We start from the raw sequence: 16,524 nt of genomic DNA, 5'->3' as shown, positions 1-16,524 counted from the left end.
AAACACCAATGAATAATAAGGCGATAGTAAATATGAACTAAAGACAAATAAAATTTTATACCTAATGAAATATTCAAAATACTTTTTTATTTTTTTTCTTGTTTTTTCCTTGCAAAGCTGCAGTGACTTCTTGGATCAAGAACCCGGAACGCAAACCTCTATAGATGAACTTCTACAGCATAAGAAAGGAGTTTTACAAGCTTTAACTGGGCTTTATTCTGAGTTAGAGGCTAATGTACGCGGAGAGCGTTTTGCTGTGTATGCCGATTTACAAGGAGGGAATATTAAATTTTCTCCAACTTCTTCAGGAAGTAATAGAGGTCAAATTTCCCCTCCATCAAATCTTGAAGAGGTGTATGCTTTTGATGATTTGGCGCTAACTAGTAATTTTAAAACATTTTATGATGGAAGTTATGATATCATAAATCAGGCGAATTTAATCCTAGAATATACTCCTGCTTTAAAAGATGCTACAGATGCAGAGAAAAATCAAATCATTGCTGAAGCATTAACCATTAGAGCTTATGCTCATTTTCTGTTGTCTTTAGTGTATAGTCAAGAGTATAAGTTTACGGCTGATGCTTCTCATTTAGGAATCGTTTACGCTACAGCCTCTGTTAAAGAGGGGATTCAATATCCTGCAAGAAAAACTGTAGCAGAAACGTATTCATTAATTATAAATGATTTAGAAACTGCAATTGGCAGTTATGCATCTAAGTCACTTCTTCCTGGGCAAGTGTATTCTTTATTTAATCGAAATAATACAAAAGCTCTACTCGCCAGGGTTTATCTTCAAAAAGGGGATTGGAATAATGCTTATGCAACAGCAAATGATGTAATTATAAATTCTGGCGTATCTTTAACTAGCGCTGCTGATTATGTTGGACAATGGACACGTACTAATCTTCCCGTATCTGAAATTTTATTGGAATTTTCTGTTCCAATAGATTCCGAAGGAATTGTTTCTTCATCCATGTCACAAGTTTATGGCTATACAACATCTACAAGTTATCAAAAATATGTGGCTTCAGATGATTTAGTTAATTTATACGAAAACAACGATTTACGAAAACAATTATTCTTAGGTGTATCACTACAGACTTTAGTAAATGGTGTTTTGACACCTGTGAATTATAATTTTACTAAAAAATTTCAAGACAATGCGGGTTATGTAGCTTTCAGACTTAGTGAAATGTATTTGATTCGCGCTGAAGCTGCTTTAAAGACGAATAGAGCCGAGGTGGCAATGGCAGATATAAACATTATTAGAGCTCGTTCCAATGCTTCTCTGTTAACTAGCACAACCAATCTTGAAGAGAATATCCTCTTAGAGAGAAGAAAAGAACTTTGCTTTGAAGGCCATTTGTTTTTTGATTTAGTGCGTCATCATAAAAATGTTACAAGAAATGACGGCTGTATTTCCTCAAATTGCAATATGACCTATCCTTCCTTAAAATTTGTATTGCCAATACCCACATTCAACACTAGTCTTAACCCTAATTTAAAACAAAATGACTCGTATTAAGATATTATGCCTATTGTTTATAGCAGTGTTATTTTTTTCCTGCTCTAAAGATGATTATAAATTAGGCACTCAAGTTGATCCTCACATAAGATTTCATTTCTTGGTTAAAAGCGATAATACACCGGTTGAATACCCAACGGTAAACGGAAGTTTAGTGCCTCAATCTAGTTATGTAAATACTTCTGTCAAAACTTTAAAAGTGCCAGTTGCATTAACGGCATATAATTTAAAAAATACAATAACTGCCAATTTTAGTGCAGTTTCATCAATTGGTGATAACCAAAGTTTCACAGTTAATCCAGTGAATGAATTACGCTTTAATGGATCGAAATTAACGGATACTATCGCTGTGTCTTTCAATAAGAGATGGACAACAAACCAAAGCATAACTTTGAAATTAGAAACTATTTCAGATCCTGAAATTCATATTGGAAATCTCAATACAGAATATACAAATGATACTTTCAAAATCGATTTGGCGCCCATCACAACAAATTATACTTTCCCTGTTAATCAATTTGTTGTTAAGGGCGAAGCTGGCGAAACTATAGATTTTAAAGTGAACTTTCCTAATGGTTTCTTCCCTTCTGAAATAGAAAAAGCTTCCATCTTTAAATTTCAAAATGGTTTTGAATATGTTTTAACACGCGATGATTTTGGAGATAATAGAAGTTCAATTACTTATCATTTAACCCTTCTAAAAGATATTCAAAATAATGATGCTCGTTATGAATCAAAAATTACTTTAGTAAATAGTCCAAACTATAACGCCACAGGAAATCTTACTTTGACGGTTGTAAAACCAATAAAATCAACTAGAGATATCCAAGCATATCCTGCATCTAAATTTACAGACCCTACTAATGCCTTTTATTTAACATATGGTGAGCATTGGTTCAATAACAATGGGAATTGTTCTTGGCAAACTTTTAATGCTCTGACTTTTCCTGTTATTGTTGCAAAAGATCATGAAAACGCGATTTTGTATAGCGATAAAGGAACTGCCAATCCAAATGATGATGTGTATCACGATGCTTTCAAAATTGGATTTAATGTCGCTAGCGGAACAAATACCGTAAATTCTTTTGGTTTAAAAAGATGGTTTTCTAACGAGAGCAATTCAGCTGCTATATCACCTGGATTTAATATTACGTCTGCTTTAGAGTTTTTTCCAGCAAATGGAAACAGCAAAACTCAGGGAACAGTTCTGGTAATTCCTCAGGATATTACCATTGGATCGAGCGCTACAAATACTTATCAGATTGCTATTTCAGGAGAAGGAACGTATAAAGAAATAAGCAACGGGTTGTTTGAAATTTCATTTGAATTAAAGTTAACAAATGATAAACTATTTGGAGGAACGGTTTCTACACAATACAGAATGTACAACAACAGAACCTATACAAAACCAGCAGCTTTAAGTATTCCATGCCCTAAAGAAGTTACGCTTTAGGTTTCGGGCTTGGAACTGTTATGAAATATGAAATATGAAACCCATCAAATTAAAAAAAAATATTAAAGTGAAAAAAATAATCTTCCTTGTGTTATTGCTCGTGTGTATGACGGCTTATAAAAGCATTGATCAACCTAATTATATTGCTATTCAGGAATTACGCAAGATGTATTCCAGTGGAGATACATCAAAATGGCCTCAAGCAGAATTACATGAAAGTATAGATAAATCCAAGTTTAAAGATATTGGTGTTTTGCCAGATGTTATTTATCCCAGTTATAATCCTTACTCCAAGGAAAAAGAAAGTTTAGGTAAGATTTTATTTTTTGATCCGAGGTTATCTAAAAGTGGGCAAATTGCTTGTGCTTCTTGTCATAATCCAGAATTAGGTTGGACGGATAATTTAACACGTTCTTTTGGCCACGATCGTCAAACAGGTAAAAGAAATGCAATGACAATTTTAAATTCTGCTTATGCGACTTCGTTGTTTTGGGACGGACGCGCTAAAAGTCTTGAAGATCAAGCTCAGTTTCCTATCAGTGATCCATTAGAAATGAACCAAGATTTAACTTTAGCCGTAAATACAATCGCTAAGATTAAAGGTTATAATTCTCTTTTTGAAGCTGCTTTTGGGGATAAAAAAGTTTCACTACAAAGAATTCAATATGCTATTGCCACTTTCGAACGATCAGTCAATAGTCCCAAAAGCAAATTTGACCAGTTTGTAAGCGGTAAGTCTGATGTTTATACTGATCAACAGGTAAACGGTTTGCATTTATTTAGAACTAAAGCACAATGCATCAACTGTCATAATACCCCGTATTTTAGTGATAACCAGTTTCATAATGATGGACAAACGTTATTCGGAACTAAAAATGAGGATTTTGGTCGCTATGCCATTACAAAAGATGTGAAAGATATTGGCAAATTTAGAACACCAACATTGCGGGAAGTACTCAACACAAGACCATGGATGCATCATGGTCATTTTCCTTCCTTGTTAGATGTTGTAGAGTTCTATAATTTAGGAAATCCTTCTCCTGTACAGAAAAAGTATTTGGGAACGGCAAGAGATTCTTTAATTCCAAAAGTAGATCCGGCTCTTAAAAAATTAAACTTGACTAAAGGGGAAATAGTAGATTTATTGGCATTTATTGAGACTTTAAGTACTCCAAATTCTAGGATTACTATTCCTATCTTACCGAAATAAGGTTATCGATTTTGTTTAGTTTTTGATTTTATGCTCTTAATGAATAGGTTATTTTTATCAGTTTTTTTGAACAATTACTTTAGCTTTTGGAGCTATTCTGTCAATAAATAAGGAATAGGCTTTTTCCGAAGGATGAAGTCCGTCAGTGGCTACCAAATAAGTTTCTTTTAGTCCTTGTCTCGTAATGTCGGTGATGTTGATAAAAGTGATACCATTGGCATCGCAATAACTTTTTGCGAATGCATTATAGCGATCAATTTCTGTTGAAATTTTGGTTGTATTTCCAGATTGTTGGCCAAATTGTGTGTAAGCATAATCAGGAATTGAAACCACAATAACATTGTCCTTATTCCCTTTGGCTAAAGTGATGGCTGTTTGTGCCAATTGGGGAAACTCTCTTTCATAAATCCCAAATTCTCTATTTTGATATTGGTTGTTTACTCCAATAAGTAGGGTTACCAAGTTATAATTGGTTGTTGGTTGCTGTTCTTTAATTGTATGGATTAAATTAGAAGTGGTCCATCCTGTTTGTGCAATGATTTTTAGGTCTACGGATAAATTAGGGATTGTTGTTTCAAGGTTTTTCTTTAACTGTTCCGGAAAACGACAAGAAACACATACGCTTTGTCCAATCGTATAACTATCTCCAAGAGCGATATACGATACTTTTTTATTTACGGGTTCTGATGGTTGCTGAGGTGTTGGATTATTTTGTGGTTGGGGAGCAATCGTTGTGTTTTCGCTAGAACATTGGCTGGAAAACAGCACTACGACCACCAAAATAAAGAGCTGTAGTACTGTTTTTATATGTTTCAAAAAGTGTCCCATTATATGTTTTTAAGCAGTTTCCATCTTAAAACTCAATTGTTCTTCAATACCATTCCAAAGTCCTATTCTTTTTTCTAAGGCTAAGATGGATATGTTTTCTACCTCTTCCCATTTTTTTGGGTCATTGCCGCAAAGCTCGGTAATCATTTGCATTGCCATTGGTCCGTGTTCGTCTGCATCCAATTCGATATGTCTTTCGAAATAGTAAATCAATTGTTTTAAATCCGTTTCTGGGAAGTTTTTTTGGAAGTTTTGAAGGATTTCTGTGAACATACTAGGAATTAAATCTTCTCTTCCGAAGGTGAATGCAGCGGCTATTTCATGTGCTTTGCCATGTTCAATTACCTGAAAAGTAAAATCTAAAAATGATTTCGTATTCGGGTATAGTTGACTTTTTTTAATGGCTACAAAAATGTTCTGTATGGATTGTACTTCTTCAAGGAAAGTAGTAATTCCTGTGGTAGTTGCGCCACAAGCATGCATGGCTTCTAGGTACATTTCAAAGTGGCTTATGTGTCTTCCGTCCATGCTAAGGTCGGTTTCTTCGGCTAAAACAATTTCGTTAATCAAATAGCGTGTTTCTGGATTGGTAGTAGCAAACCATGGAGTTGTTGTACACGTTAATTTGGATTGTAAGGATTTCAAAAGCGACATAAAATCCCATACAGCATACACGTGGGTTTCTAAAAAACAATGTAAATCTTCTAGAGTTTGTACTTTTTTATACAAACTATGGTTTAAAAGCTGTTCTTTTTGAGTCGCTATTTTTGAATTGATGTAGTCAATGTTCATTGGAATTTTTTTGTAAAATTAAAAAAGCTTCCTGTTTCCAAGAAGCTTTTATCATTGATTTTATCAATACTTTAATATTTGTTTATTTATTTAAAAGCTGCTATTCCAGTGATATCCATCCCTGTTATAAGGAGATGTATGTCATGTGTACCTTCGTATGTAATCACTGATTCTAAATTCATCATATGTCGCATGATAGAATATTCTCCCGTGATTCCCATTCCACCAAGCATTTGTCTGGCTTCACGAGCAATATGTATTGCCATATCAACATTGTTTCTTTTGGCCATTGAGATTTGAGCCGAAGTCGCTCTGCCTTCATTTCTCAAGACGCCTAATCGCCAAGTTAACAATTGTGCTTTGGTGATTTCTGTAATCATTTCGGCCAATTTTTTTTGTTGCAATTGGGTTCCTGCGATAGGTTTGTCAAATTGAATACGCTCTTTAGCATAACGCAAAGCTGTATCATAACAATCCATAGCGGCTCCAATAGCGCCCCAAGCAATTCCGTAACGAGCAGAATCAAGACAACCTAGAGGTGCGCCTAATCCTGATTTGTTTGGTAACAAGTTTTCTTTTGGAACTTTTACATTATCAAAAATCAATTCTCCTGTAGCCGAAGCTCTCAAAGACCATTTGTTATGCGTTTCTGGAGTGGTAAATCCTTCCATGCCACGCTCTACGATTAAACCGTGAATTCGTCCTTCTTCATTCTTTGCCCAAACTACAGCAATATCTGCAAAAGGTGCGTTAGAAATCCACATTTTGGCACCATTTAATAAATAATGATCACCTTTATCTTTAAAGTTGGTGGTCATTCCGCCGGGATTAGATCCGTGGTCAGGTTCTGTCAATCCAAAACAGCCCATGAATTCTCCAGTAGCTAGTTTAGGTAAATATTTCATGCGTTGTTCTTCGTTGCCGTATTTCCAAATTGGATACATCACTAAAGAAGATTGTACAGATGAGGTAGAACGAACGCCAGAATCCCCGCGTTCAATCTCTTGCATGATGAGTCCGTAAGATATTTGATCCAATCCAGCACCACCATATTCAACAGGAATGTAGGGGCCAAAACCTCCAATTTCTCCTAAACCTTTGATGATTTGTTTAGGAAATTCTGCTTTTTGAGCATAGTCTTCTATGATAGGGGATACTTCTCTTTTTACCCAAGCTCGTGCAGCGTCACGTACTAACTTGTGCTCTTCGGTTAATAAATCGTCAAGATTGTAATAATCAGGAGATTGAAATAAGTCTGGTTTCATGGTTCGAAAATTTTATGGCAACAAATCTACATAAAGAAATATAACATTTCAATTAATAATTGTGAAATTTTACGTATTTTGATATTTTAATGTTTAATTCATTTTATAGATTACCAATGAAATTCTTGTAATTTTTTTTAAAAAAATGAGTTCCTTTGTTGGTTCAAAAAAACAACAAATGAAAGTCTATCTGTTATTATTCTTTAACTTTATTATTTCTAATGGTTTTTCACAATCAAAATCTTTTTTCAGTGCAAAAGAGTACGCATTACTTCAAAATGAAATAAGAAAGTCTACGGTAGATGATGCTTTAAAACTAGCCTCTAAACTTGAAAAATCTCAAGTAACTGAGCAAAAGCTATTTGCAAAAGCGACGATATCTTATTTTTTGCAACTTAAGGGGGAACAAAAAATAGCTGATCAAAAAATGGAGGAAGCGGTTTTGTTGTCTAAAACTATGCCTGATTCAAAGGAAAAATGGCAGTCTTTAGCTTATATCAATAATTATACTGGTTTAATTTATTGGCAAAGACGCAAACTCAGCGATGCATTAGTTAAACTACAAAAAGGAATAGAGTACTCTAAAAAAACAGGAGATATAAAGCAAATCATAAAACTCGAAATAAATGTTGCAACGATTAATAATGAAATTGAAAATTACTACTTAGCAATTAATTCTCTGAAAAAATCAGATAAAATGATTAAAGAGAATAATTTTTTATTTGATGAAGATGAGACTTTGCTTATTAAATCGGCTTTGTTTTTGAATTTAGGAAAGAACTACGAATTCTTATATAAAAGCAATAGTGAGAATAGGATTTATCTAGATTCAGCTTTGATATGTTATAAAAGGGCTATAGCCTATTCTAAACCTTCAATTATCAATAAATTAAGAGCTCAAAACAATATTGCTGGATTGTATTTAGAACAAAATAAATACGACGACGCTATCAAAATCTATCAAAATGTTTTAGTAGAATGCTCAGAGAATCATCTAGACAATGATTTTTATGTGGTTTCTTATAATCTAGGGTATTCGTTTTTTAAAAAAAATAAGTTTGATAAGGCTCTTGTTTATTTTGACAAGGTTGATTCCCTATTTCAAAATGATAAATCGAAGGTTAATGAATACATCAAGTCGAAATACTTCCAATCTAAAATTTATGAAAATTTTAAAAATTATGAGAAAGCATCTGAATTCGCCTCACTTTATTTAGAAAACTTGGAAAAAAATGAGTTAAAACTGAATGAAGAAAAAGAAATTATTAATAATATTCAAAATGATCAATCATTAAAAAAAGAAATGATTGAATTAAAAGAAAAGTACAAATTCCAAATTTTAATAAAGAAACTCGTTTTCTATTTTGTATTATTTATAACAGCATTTTTGATTTATATAATTATTAAAAATTACAAATCAAAAAAAGTAATTGAGGCTAGGTTTAGTTTGGTTTTAAATGAGTATCGTGAAAGGGTTGAGGAACTTAAAAAGAAGAATGCGACATTGGAGCAAGAGACTCAGACCATACAATCTATTCCGCAAGGTTTAACGCTAGATGAGGAAAAGGAAGCAGAAATATTAAAAAAACTTAAGGATATAGAATTAAAGAAAGTGTTTTTAAACCAAGATTTTACACTTCAATTTGTGGCAAAAAAAATTAAAACAAATACAACTTACTTATCTTACATTGTAAATAAAAATTTTGAAAAATCATTTAGTGAGTATGCAAATGAGTTAAAAATCAATTATGTTATAAATGAAATGATATCTAATGCTAAATATAGAAAATATTCTACGCAAGCAATTGCTGAAAGTGTAGGCTATAAAAATGCAACATCATTCGCCAGATCATTTAATAAAAAAAACTGGACTTAGTCCAGTTCAATTTGCGCAAAAATTAGATACTCACGATATTTCCATCTAGTTTTATGGTTTAATTACAATAGGTTTAATTATCTCTACAGCTAGTTTAATAACACCAGTTGATAGTGGTGATGAACTAGGTCCACCTGTCCCATTATTTGGTTCTGGATCTTCTTCTGTTAAAATAATATCGTCATTAGGGTCATTTGTTTCGTTCCAACCTTCAGGTAAACCACCTTTGACGTTAATCTTATTTGCATTTGTTAAACTGTATTTTTCAAATGCATAAATTGTCAGTTTGTTTTTTTTCATAATAGTTTCTTTTTGAGTATTCCAAATTTATAAAATCAAATGATGTGTTTTGAGGTTGAGTAAGTCTTGTTAGATTGATATGATTTAAGTTGTTGTTTTATAGGTGTTTTTGTTGTTTTTTTACGTTGTTAATTTATAAATTGTATCGCTTATAATTTACAAATAGTAAACTAGTCTGTTTTGTTTTAATATAAAATAAGCCAAGTTTTGTCTCAGAAATCAATTTTAAATGAGACAAGCATTATGCTAAATGTAGTTAAAAAATATTTGGACATAAATTATTACTATGATCAAAAAGAATTATTTGAGGAGTCTTTTTTATCCCATCCCAATTATCCAAGTCTGTATGCAATCACAGATTCTTTAAATTATTTATCAATTGACAATATAGCTGCAAAAATTCCAAAAGAGCAATTTGTTGAATTGCCAGATTTGTTTTTGTCTTTCTTCGAAGGAGAATTAGTTCTTGTAAGAAAAAACAATTCTTCGGTTGTGATAGAAAAGGAAAAGGGAAATTCAGTACCCCTTTCTTCTAATGAATTTCTTGAAAAATGGAATCAGGTTATAGTGTTGATTGAACCTAATTCTAAATTAAATAATTATCAAATTCAAAAAACATATTCAAAATGGTTGTTGTATTTATTATCTGTTATTTCATTTATTTTATTATCAGTATTTTTAACTAGTTTTTCTCTAGAACGGCTGATTCTTTTGACTACAACCGCTGTAGGTCTTGCGGTAAGTGTATTAATTCTTCAAGAAAAATTTGGGATAAAAACAGAACTTGGTTCAAAATTATGTAATATCTCAACAAATACTTCATGTGATTCAGTAATTACCTCAAGCAATAGTGTTATTTATAAAAATATAAGTTTTTATGATTTGCCCATTTTGTTTTTTGGGATTAATCTCTTCGCAATCTTATTAGATAATGAATCAGCTGGTTTTGTGATTTCTTTCCTAAGTATACTTGCAATTCCATTTTTACTTTATTCAATATGGCTTCAAAAAGTTAAAATAAAAAAATGGTGTTTTTTATGTTTGTTAGTTTCATTGATTATTGTAATTCAAGCAGGATTTTTTCCATTTATAAATACAGCTTTTTTCCAAATTACTTTAGTCTCAATTGTAAATTATCTTCTCGCTTCCGCTATGGTTGTAACCGCGTGGTTTTTTTTCAAGTTTTTGTTTGAAAATAATGGAAAATTAAAAGCAGAATTAAATAGTCATAAAAGATTCAAAAGAAATTTCAAAGTTTTTGCATCCTTTTTGAAAGAGATTGAAGTTTTAGAAGGTCTTCAAGGTTTAAAAGGGATAAAATTTGGGAGTTCAGACAGTATTATTAAAATAAAACTTTTCTTAAGCCCAAGTTGTGGCCATTGCCATAAAGTGTTTAACGATGCAAAATCAATATATGAAAAGTATCCCGATAAAATAAGTCTAGATATAGTATTTAATGTTAATCCTGAAAATGTCGAAAACCCATATTTGCCTGTAGTCGAAACTATTCTTGCCTTAAACTTTACAAATAAAGAAAACGCTATAGATGCGTTAAATGACTGGCATATTAAAAAAATGGGATTAAATGAATGGAAAGAAAAATGGCCAATCATAAATAATAGTATGCTAGTTATTGGTCAAATTCAAAAACAATACGAGTGGTGTATTACAAATAATTTTAATTACACCCCAGTAAAAATCGTAAATGACATGCTTTTTCCTAATGAATATGAGTTAAGTGATTTAAATTATTTTATTAATGATTACTTGCATGTAAAGGAAAACAGTGAAAATCTTAAAATAGTATAAAAGTATTCTTGGCCAAGAATAGACAGAGACTCAACTGTCTTTAAATGATTGAGAATGAATTAAATTAATAATTTTTTTTTATGTTAAGAAACATTTTAAAATTAAATGGAATTCAAGAAATTTCTAAAGAAGAACAAAAAAGTATTAATGGTGGTTATATTCATGATATGGGTAGGTATTCGTCATGTAGCTATCATGTATTGAGAATGACTGAAAGCCAATGTTTATCTGATTTATCATTATATCCTATTTACCTAGGAGGTTCTAAATGTTCTCTTTTAGGAACTGGTCCTTGTAATGAATAAGAATAAGGGAATGAGACTGTATAAGCAAATACATAAAGCCCAAGTGTCTTAAAATGAACCGGGTATTAACTATTTATTAAAAACAATTATTATGTTAAAAGACATTTTAAATTTAGAGAACGTTCAGACTTTATCAAAAAGTGAACAAAAAAAGATCAAAGGAAAGGGAGGTTATCCAATTGAAACTTGTTGGTGTGATTCACTTCAAATAGAGATAGAAATTCATTTGTGTTACACGTGTCCATAAGTGAAATATCTTTTTCATAAATAAATGAAAGTGAATAGTTTGTAATACGAGGAAGTTGTAATGCTTTAGGATTACTTACCATTAACTATAAATAATTTAAACAATTAAATAAATAATCATGTTAAAAAACATTTTAAACTTAGAAGGAGCTCAACAATTGAGCAAAAATGACCAAAAAACAATCAATGGAGGAATTAGAGCTGATCAGTGTATAGTTACAGTTTTTAGTCAAGCTGAATGCGATGAATGGATGGGAAAATGGACAGCGCCTAATAGATGCTTAATTACTAAGCCAGTAGCAGGGCCAGGTGAGAATTTCGAATTTATTCTTTGTTAATTCATTAAATTATTAAATCATGTTAAAAAACATTTTAAACTTAGAAGGCGCTCAACAATTATCGAATAATGAGCAAAAAGAAATTAACGGAGGTATTCCTTCTGGATGCGCTTATCAAACCTGGTCAGGTGGGAGTTTAGCAAACTGTAAAGTAACTAATCCAGGGGGATTTAATTACTCTTACATGTCAGGGACTTGTAGAGCATTTTTTTGTTCTCCAGTAGATCCAATCGAAATTTTTGTACCATAATTTTGTAAGGAAAGAGAAACTTTTGTTTCTCTTTCCTTGTTATTCGATTTTAATATTTAGCTACATTTGTATATAACAAACAAACCAAAATTTTTTGAAAAAGTTTCCATCATACATTCAAGCGGATGCAAAAGATTGTGGACCTACCTGTTTAAAAATAGTTTCGAAATACTATGGTAGAACAATTAATATTCAGCAATTACGCGATTATTCTGAAACTACCCGAGAAGGTAGTAATTTGCTTTTTTTGAGCGATGCCGCAGATCGTGTGGGCTTTAGAACTTTAGGAGTAAAACTTGATTTAGAAAGTCTTAAAGAGGCGCCTTTGCCATGTGTGCTTCATTGGAATAAAGAGCATTATGTGGTTTTGTATGATATTAAAAAAGGGCAATTTCGTATATCAGATCCAGGTTTTGGGTTAATAGAGTATAATGAAAATGAATTCTTGAAATTTTGGATTGGTAACAATGCTGATGACAAAACTCAGGAAGGAGTTGCTTTATTGTTAGAAACTACACCCAAATTTTTTGAAACTGATTTTGATAAGGAAGAAAAGAAAGCTTTAGGTTTTGGTATTCTTTATCAATATTTATGGAAATATAAATCCTTTTTAGTGCAGTTAAGTATTGGCTTACTAGCAGGAACTTTATTACAATTAGTTTTTCCATTTCTAAATCAGAGTTTGGTTGATATAGGTATCCAAAATCAAAACATGGGTTTTGTATATCTTATTCTCTTTGCGCAAATTTTTTTATTTGTAGGGAGAACAGGAATCGAACTCATACGAAGTTGGATTCTACTACATTTATCTACAAGAATTAACATATCGTTAATTTCTGATTTTTTCATTAAGCTGATGAATTTGCCAATTTCGTTTTTTGATGTGCGAATGACAGGAGATATCATGCAGCGTATCAATGACCATCGTAGAATTGAAAGAATTTTGACTACTTCATCACTAAATGTGATTTTTTCTGTCATTAACATGATTGTCATGGGTGGGGTTTTGGCCTATTATAATCTTCAGATTTTCTTTATATTTTTTGTAGGTAGTTTATTGTATTTTATCTGGATTACTTTGTTTTTAAAACGTAGAGAAGCCTTGGATTATAAGCGGTTTTCAGAAGTGAGTCAGGAGCAAAGTAAAGTTATGGAGCTTATTAACGGTATGCAGGAAATAAAATTGCATAACGCTGAAAAACAAAAAAGGTGGGGTTGGGAACATGTTCAAGCAAGGTTGTTTAAAGTTTCTATGAAAGGTTTAGTGCTTGAACAAACTCAAAGTATAGGATCTTCTACTATAAACGAATTGAAAAATATCATGATTACTTTTGTTTCAGCAAAATTAGTTATTGATGGGCAGTTGACTTTCGGGATGATGTTAGCAATAAATGGAATCGTAGGTACATTAAATGGTCCAATAGCCCAATTAATTGGTTTTGTTAGAGAATTGCAAGATGCTAAAATATCTTTAGCACGCTTATCAGAGATTCATGAAAAGGAGGATGAGGTACAACAAGAAGAATTTCAAATGCATGACGTACCAAGTAATCAAGATATTTATATAAAAAATTTAACTTATAGATATTTAGGTTCAGATGTGCCTGTTCTAGAAGACTTAAGTTTGGTGATTCCTGCTAAGAAAGTAACTGCAATTGTGGGTGTTAGTGGAAGCGGTAAAACTACTTTAATGAAATTACTTTTAAAATTCTATGAACCAGAGAAAGGAGAAGTCCTTGTGGGTAATGCGCAACTTAAAAATATTTCTCAGAGGGCTTGGAGAAATTGTATTGGAGCGGTTATGCAAGAAGGATTTATCTTTAATGATACTATTGCAAATAATATTGCGGTAGGTGTTGATAAAGTCAATAAAGACCGCTTAGTGTATGCAGCAGATGTGGCTAATATTAGCGATTATATTAATGGTCTTCCATTAGGATACAATACTAAAATTGGCTCAGAAGGAGTAGGAATGAGTACTGGGCAAAAGCAGCGATTGCTTATTGCTAGAGCAGTATACAAAAACCCAGAAATGTTGTTTTTTGATGAGGCTACTTCGGCTTTGGATGCTAATAATGAAAAAGTAATTATGAGTAAATTAGATCTTTTTTTCAAAAACAAAACAGTAGTGGTTATAGCACACCGCTTGAGTACCGTAATGAATGCAGATCAAATTGTAGTACTCGATAAAGGAAAAATCATTGAAGTAGGAAGCCATTCTGAATTGGTAGAACAAAAAGGAAATTATTTTGAATTGGTTCGAAATCAATTGCAATTAGGAAATTAATAACCATGGAAGAAAATAATACTACTTTCGAACTAAGAAGTGAAGAAGTTCAAGATATTCTTACTCGTGTTCCACATTGGATGATTCGTTGGGGAACCGTTTTGATTTTTGCTGTCATTATGATGCTCTTTTTTGTGTCTTGGTTTTTGAAATATCCAGATATCGTTCGTACAGAGGTGGTAATTACGACTAATATTCCGCCTGAGAAGATAGTGGCTAAAACTACAGGAAGAATCGAGGCTATTTTAGTAAAAGATAAAGAGGTAATTATACGGAATGCAACACTTGCTATAATTGAGAATAATGCTAATTATAAAGATGTATTTGTTTTGAAGAACTGTATTGAGCATTTTGATTTAAACGGGACTGCAAAATTTCCTTTTCATTTATTAGATAATGCACAATTAGGAGATGTAGAAAACGCATATGCTATTTTTCAAAAAGAGTATATTGCCGAGGAGTTGAATTCTCAATTGCAACCTTTTCAATTGGAGAATAATTCGCAACGTTTAGAGAATGCTCAGATAAAAGAACGTTTACGATTATTAGAGCAACAAAAAACAATTAATGAAAGTGAATTACAGCTTCAAAAAAATGATGTCAATCGTTATGAAATTCTATATAACAAAGGAGTGGTTTCTACACAGGATCTTGAAAATAAAAAATTAGGATATCTTCAGGCTGACAAGAATTATAGGAGCTTATTGTCTTCAATTTCTCAATTAAAGTCATCCTTGATTGACAATACAAGGTCAAGTCAAAGCTCACAAATAAATGGAACAAGAGAAACTGTAAACCTAGATCGTAATGTTACCCAGGCTTTTTACCAATTAAAAAAAGCAATAAAAGATTGGGAATTGACTTACACTTTAAAATCCTCTGTTGGCGGAACTGTTTCTTTTTTGCAAGTTTGGAGTAAAAATCAGACTATCGTTTCAGGAGATAATGTGTTTTCTGTTATACCCACAATAAAAGAAGGTTATGTTGGTAAAGTAAAAGCAGCTTCATTAAATTCTGGTAAAATTAAAGTAGGGCAAAAAGTAAATATTCGCTTGTTTAACTTTCCAGATAGGGAATTTGGTGTTTTGAGCGGTAAAGTAAGTAATATTTCTCTGGTACCAGACAAAGATGGTAATTTACTAATAGATGTGTCTCTGCCAAAAGGATTGGAGTCTTCTTATAAAAAGCAAATCCCTTTTCAGCAAGAAATGAAGGGGTCAGCAGATATCGTGACCGAAGATTTGAGATTAATTGAACGTTTGTTGTATCAGTTTAGAGATGTGTTTAATAGGCAAAGTGAAATACCTACATCTTCAAATAAAAATCCTTAGTTAGTTTAATATATTCTGGGGTGTAGACGTGTCTTGCGGCTTCGATAGTCAATTCATCAATTGCCAAGTCAGTTGTTTCATTTCGGCTAAAAGCCAGTAAGCTACGTTTGATTTTCGTAGTTGGCGTTCCTTTGATACGAGTAATTTTCAAAGGATATAATTCGAATTCGTTGGCCAAAGCAATAAAGTTTTCTTCTTCTTTAAAAGGAATGATTACGGCGAATATTCCGTTTTCAGAAAGTAATAAATCTGCCGCTTCTAGTAATTGCTCAAAAGGCATGGCGTCTTGAAATCGGGCTAAATCTCGTGATTCGTTTTCGGTTTTGTAATCTTCGGAATAGAAAGGAGGATTGGAGACAATCAAATCATATTCGTCTTCAGGTTCTTCTATGAATTCGTCTAAACCGGCATGAAAACAGAACAAACGATCGTTCCAAGGTGAATTTTCAAAATTATCGGTTGCTTGCTCGTAAGCAGCTTCGTCAATTTCTAAAGCGTCAATTTGCTGTGCTGCGCTTCTTTGTGCCAACATCAAAGCGACAATTCCAGTTCCAGTGCCAATGTCTAAAACGCTGAAAGGATGATTGTCAATAGGAGCCCAAGCGCCCAATAAAACACCATCGGTACCAATTTTCATAGCGCAACGGTCTTGTTCAACAAAAAAGTTTTTGAATTGGAATTTAGACATAACGATTTCAGATTTTTGAAC

General features: G+C 32.3%; 15 protein-coding genes. 10 read left to right on the top strand and 5 right to left on the bottom strand.

Annotation, left to right across the window (positions count from 1 at the left end):
* The first annotated feature begins 64 nt into the window (after positions 1 to 64).
* Genes WFZ86_RS06205 through WFZ86_RS06195 form a run of 3 tightly spaced genes read left to right on the top strand, consistent with a single transcriptional unit; the run spans position 65 to position 4,188 of the window.
* Positions 65 to 1,525 carry a RagB/SusD family nutrient uptake outer membrane protein gene (locus tag WFZ86_RS06205; protein ID WP_342691132.1) on the top strand — a complete coding sequence of 487 codons (1,461 nt, stop codon included), beginning with the start codon at positions 65 to 67 and terminating at the stop codon, positions 1,523 to 1,525.
* A complete protein-coding gene (locus WFZ86_RS06200) occupies positions 1,512 to 2,978 on the top strand; it encodes a hypothetical protein (protein WP_342691131.1) in 1,467 nt (488 codons plus the stop codon). Before WFZ86_RS06205 ends, WFZ86_RS06200 begins: the two co-directional genes overlap by 14 nt.
* A gap of 34 nt (positions 2,979 to 3,012) precedes the next feature.
* Positions 3,013 to 4,188 carry a cytochrome-c peroxidase gene (locus WFZ86_RS06195; protein WP_342691130.1) on the top strand — a complete coding sequence of 392 codons (1,176 nt, stop codon included), beginning with the start codon at positions 3,013 to 3,015 and terminating at the stop codon, positions 4,186 to 4,188.
* A 57-nt stretch (positions 4,189 to 4,245) separates the two neighbouring features.
* Here WFZ86_RS06195 and WFZ86_RS06190 read toward each other — a convergent pair whose 3' ends face one another.
* The 3 genes from WFZ86_RS06190 to WFZ86_RS06180 form a co-directional block, all read right to left on the bottom strand.
* Positions 4,246 to 5,004 carry an SGNH/GDSL hydrolase family protein gene (locus WFZ86_RS06190; RefSeq protein ID WP_342691129.1) on the bottom strand — a complete coding sequence of 253 codons (759 nt, stop codon included), beginning with the start codon at positions 5,002 to 5,004 and terminating at the stop codon, positions 4,246 to 4,248.
* Between the two features lie 21 nt (positions 5,005 to 5,025).
* Positions 5,026 to 5,808: a DUF3050 domain-containing protein gene (locus WFZ86_RS06185; RefSeq protein ID WP_342691128.1), complete on the bottom strand. Its 783-nt coding sequence runs from the start codon at positions 5,806 to 5,808 to the stop codon at positions 5,026 to 5,028.
* Between the two features lie 86 nt (positions 5,809 to 5,894).
* On the bottom strand, positions 5,895 to 7,073 hold the full coding sequence (locus tag WFZ86_RS06180; protein ID WP_064715446.1) for an acyl-CoA dehydrogenase family protein: 1,179 nt from the start codon (positions 7,071 to 7,073) through the stop codon (positions 5,895 to 5,897).
* A gap of 145 nt (positions 7,074 to 7,218) precedes the next feature.
* Between WFZ86_RS06180 and WFZ86_RS06175 the strand changes: the two genes are divergently transcribed.
* Positions 7,219 to 8,949, top strand: a complete 1,731-nt coding sequence (locus WFZ86_RS06175; RefSeq protein WP_342691127.1) for an AraC family transcriptional regulator — start codon at positions 7,219 to 7,221, stop codon at positions 8,947 to 8,949.
* Positions 8,950 to 9,000: 51 nt separating this feature from the next.
* On the opposite strand, the gene WFZ86_RS06170 is transcribed toward WFZ86_RS06175, so the two are convergent.
* The gene (locus WFZ86_RS06170; RefSeq protein ID WP_342691126.1) at positions 9,001 to 9,249 is read right to left on the bottom strand and encodes a hypothetical protein; all 249 of its coding nucleotides are present in this window, start codon (positions 9,247 to 9,249) and stop codon (positions 9,001 to 9,003) included.
* Positions 9,250 to 9,492: 243 nt separating this feature from the next.
* Between WFZ86_RS06170 and WFZ86_RS06165 the strand changes: the two genes are divergently transcribed.
* From WFZ86_RS06165 to WFZ86_RS06140, 6 genes are all read left to right on the top strand, one after another.
* Positions 9,493 to 11,058: a vitamin K epoxide reductase family protein gene (locus WFZ86_RS06165; RefSeq protein ID WP_342691125.1), complete on the top strand. Its 1,566-nt coding sequence runs from the start codon at positions 9,493 to 9,495 to the stop codon at positions 11,056 to 11,058.
* A gap of 80 nt (positions 11,059 to 11,138) precedes the next feature.
* On the top strand, positions 11,139 to 11,363 hold the full coding sequence (locus tag WFZ86_RS06160; RefSeq protein WP_342691124.1) for a hypothetical protein: 225 nt from the start codon (positions 11,139 to 11,141) through the stop codon (positions 11,361 to 11,363).
* 365 nt (positions 11,364 to 11,728) lie between these two features.
* Positions 11,729 to 11,947 carry a hypothetical protein gene (locus WFZ86_RS06155; protein WP_342691123.1) on the top strand — a complete coding sequence of 73 codons (219 nt, stop codon included), beginning with the start codon at positions 11,729 to 11,731 and terminating at the stop codon, positions 11,945 to 11,947.
* A gap of 19 nt (positions 11,948 to 11,966) precedes the next feature.
* Complete coding sequence (locus tag WFZ86_RS06150) at positions 11,967 to 12,197, top strand: hypothetical protein (protein WP_342691122.1); 231 nt, start codon at positions 11,967 to 11,969, stop codon at positions 12,195 to 12,197.
* A 94-nt stretch (positions 12,198 to 12,291) separates the two neighbouring features.
* Positions 12,292 to 14,484 carry a peptidase domain-containing ABC transporter gene (locus WFZ86_RS06145; protein ID WP_342691121.1) on the top strand — a complete coding sequence of 731 codons (2,193 nt, stop codon included), beginning with the start codon at positions 12,292 to 12,294 and terminating at the stop codon, positions 14,482 to 14,484.
* A 5-nt stretch (positions 14,485 to 14,489) separates the two neighbouring features.
* Positions 14,490 to 15,815: an HlyD family secretion protein gene (locus WFZ86_RS06140; RefSeq protein WP_342691120.1), complete on the top strand. Its 1,326-nt coding sequence runs from the start codon at positions 14,490 to 14,492 to the stop codon at positions 15,813 to 15,815.
* Here WFZ86_RS06140 and WFZ86_RS06135 read toward each other — a convergent pair.
* A complete protein-coding gene (locus WFZ86_RS06135; RefSeq protein WP_342691119.1) occupies positions 15,790 to 16,503 on the bottom strand; it encodes a tRNA1(Val) (adenine(37)-N6)-methyltransferase in 714 nt (237 codons plus the stop codon). The genes WFZ86_RS06140 and WFZ86_RS06135 overlap by 26 nt on opposite strands.
* Positions 16,504 to 16,524 lie beyond the last annotated feature (21 nt).

This window comes from Flavobacterium polysaccharolyticum (assembly GCF_038739875.1).
Taxonomy (GTDB): domain Bacteria; phylum Bacteroidota; class Bacteroidia; order Flavobacteriales; family Flavobacteriaceae; genus Flavobacterium; species Flavobacterium polysaccharolyticum.
This window is presented reverse-complemented; position numbering and strand designations above follow the sequence as displayed.

Coding starts and splice junctions, on each gene's coding strand:
- WFZ86_RS06165 (WP_342691125.1), top strand. CDS start 9,493: ATGCTAAATGTAGTTAAAAAATATTTGGACATAAATTATTACTATGAT.
- WFZ86_RS06175 (WP_342691127.1), top strand. CDS start 7,219: ATGAGTTCCTTTGTTGGTTCAAAAAAACAACAAATGAAAGTCTATCTG.
- WFZ86_RS06185 (WP_342691128.1), bottom strand. CDS start 5,808: ATGAACATTGACTACATCAATTCAAAAATAGCGACTCAAAAAGAACAG.
- WFZ86_RS06160 (WP_342691124.1), top strand. CDS start 11,139: ATGTTAAGAAACATTTTAAAATTAAATGGAATTCAAGAAATTTCTAAA.
- WFZ86_RS06180 (WP_064715446.1), bottom strand. CDS start 7,073: ATGAAACCAGACTTATTTCAATCTCCTGATTATTACAATCTTGACGAT.
- WFZ86_RS06195 (WP_342691130.1), top strand. CDS start 3,013: ATGAAACCCATCAAATTAAAAAAAAATATTAAAGTGAAAAAAATAATC.
- WFZ86_RS06135 (WP_342691119.1), bottom strand. CDS start 16,503: ATGTCTAAATTCCAATTCAAAAACTTTTTTGTTGAACAAGACCGTTGC.
- WFZ86_RS06170 (WP_342691126.1), bottom strand. CDS start 9,249: ATGAAAAAAAACAAACTGACAATTTATGCATTTGAAAAATACAGTTTA.
- WFZ86_RS06155 (WP_342691123.1), top strand. CDS start 11,729: ATGTTAAAAAACATTTTAAACTTAGAAGGAGCTCAACAATTGAGCAAA.
- WFZ86_RS06205 (WP_342691132.1), top strand. CDS start 65: ATGAAATATTCAAAATACTTTTTTATTTTTTTTCTTGTTTTTTCCTTG.
- WFZ86_RS06140 (WP_342691120.1), top strand. CDS start 14,490: ATGGAAGAAAATAATACTACTTTCGAACTAAGAAGTGAAGAAGTTCAA.
- WFZ86_RS06150 (WP_342691122.1), top strand. CDS start 11,967: ATGTTAAAAAACATTTTAAACTTAGAAGGCGCTCAACAATTATCGAAT.
- WFZ86_RS06200 (WP_342691131.1), top strand. CDS start 1,512: ATGACTCGTATTAAGATATTATGCCTATTGTTTATAGCAGTGTTATTT.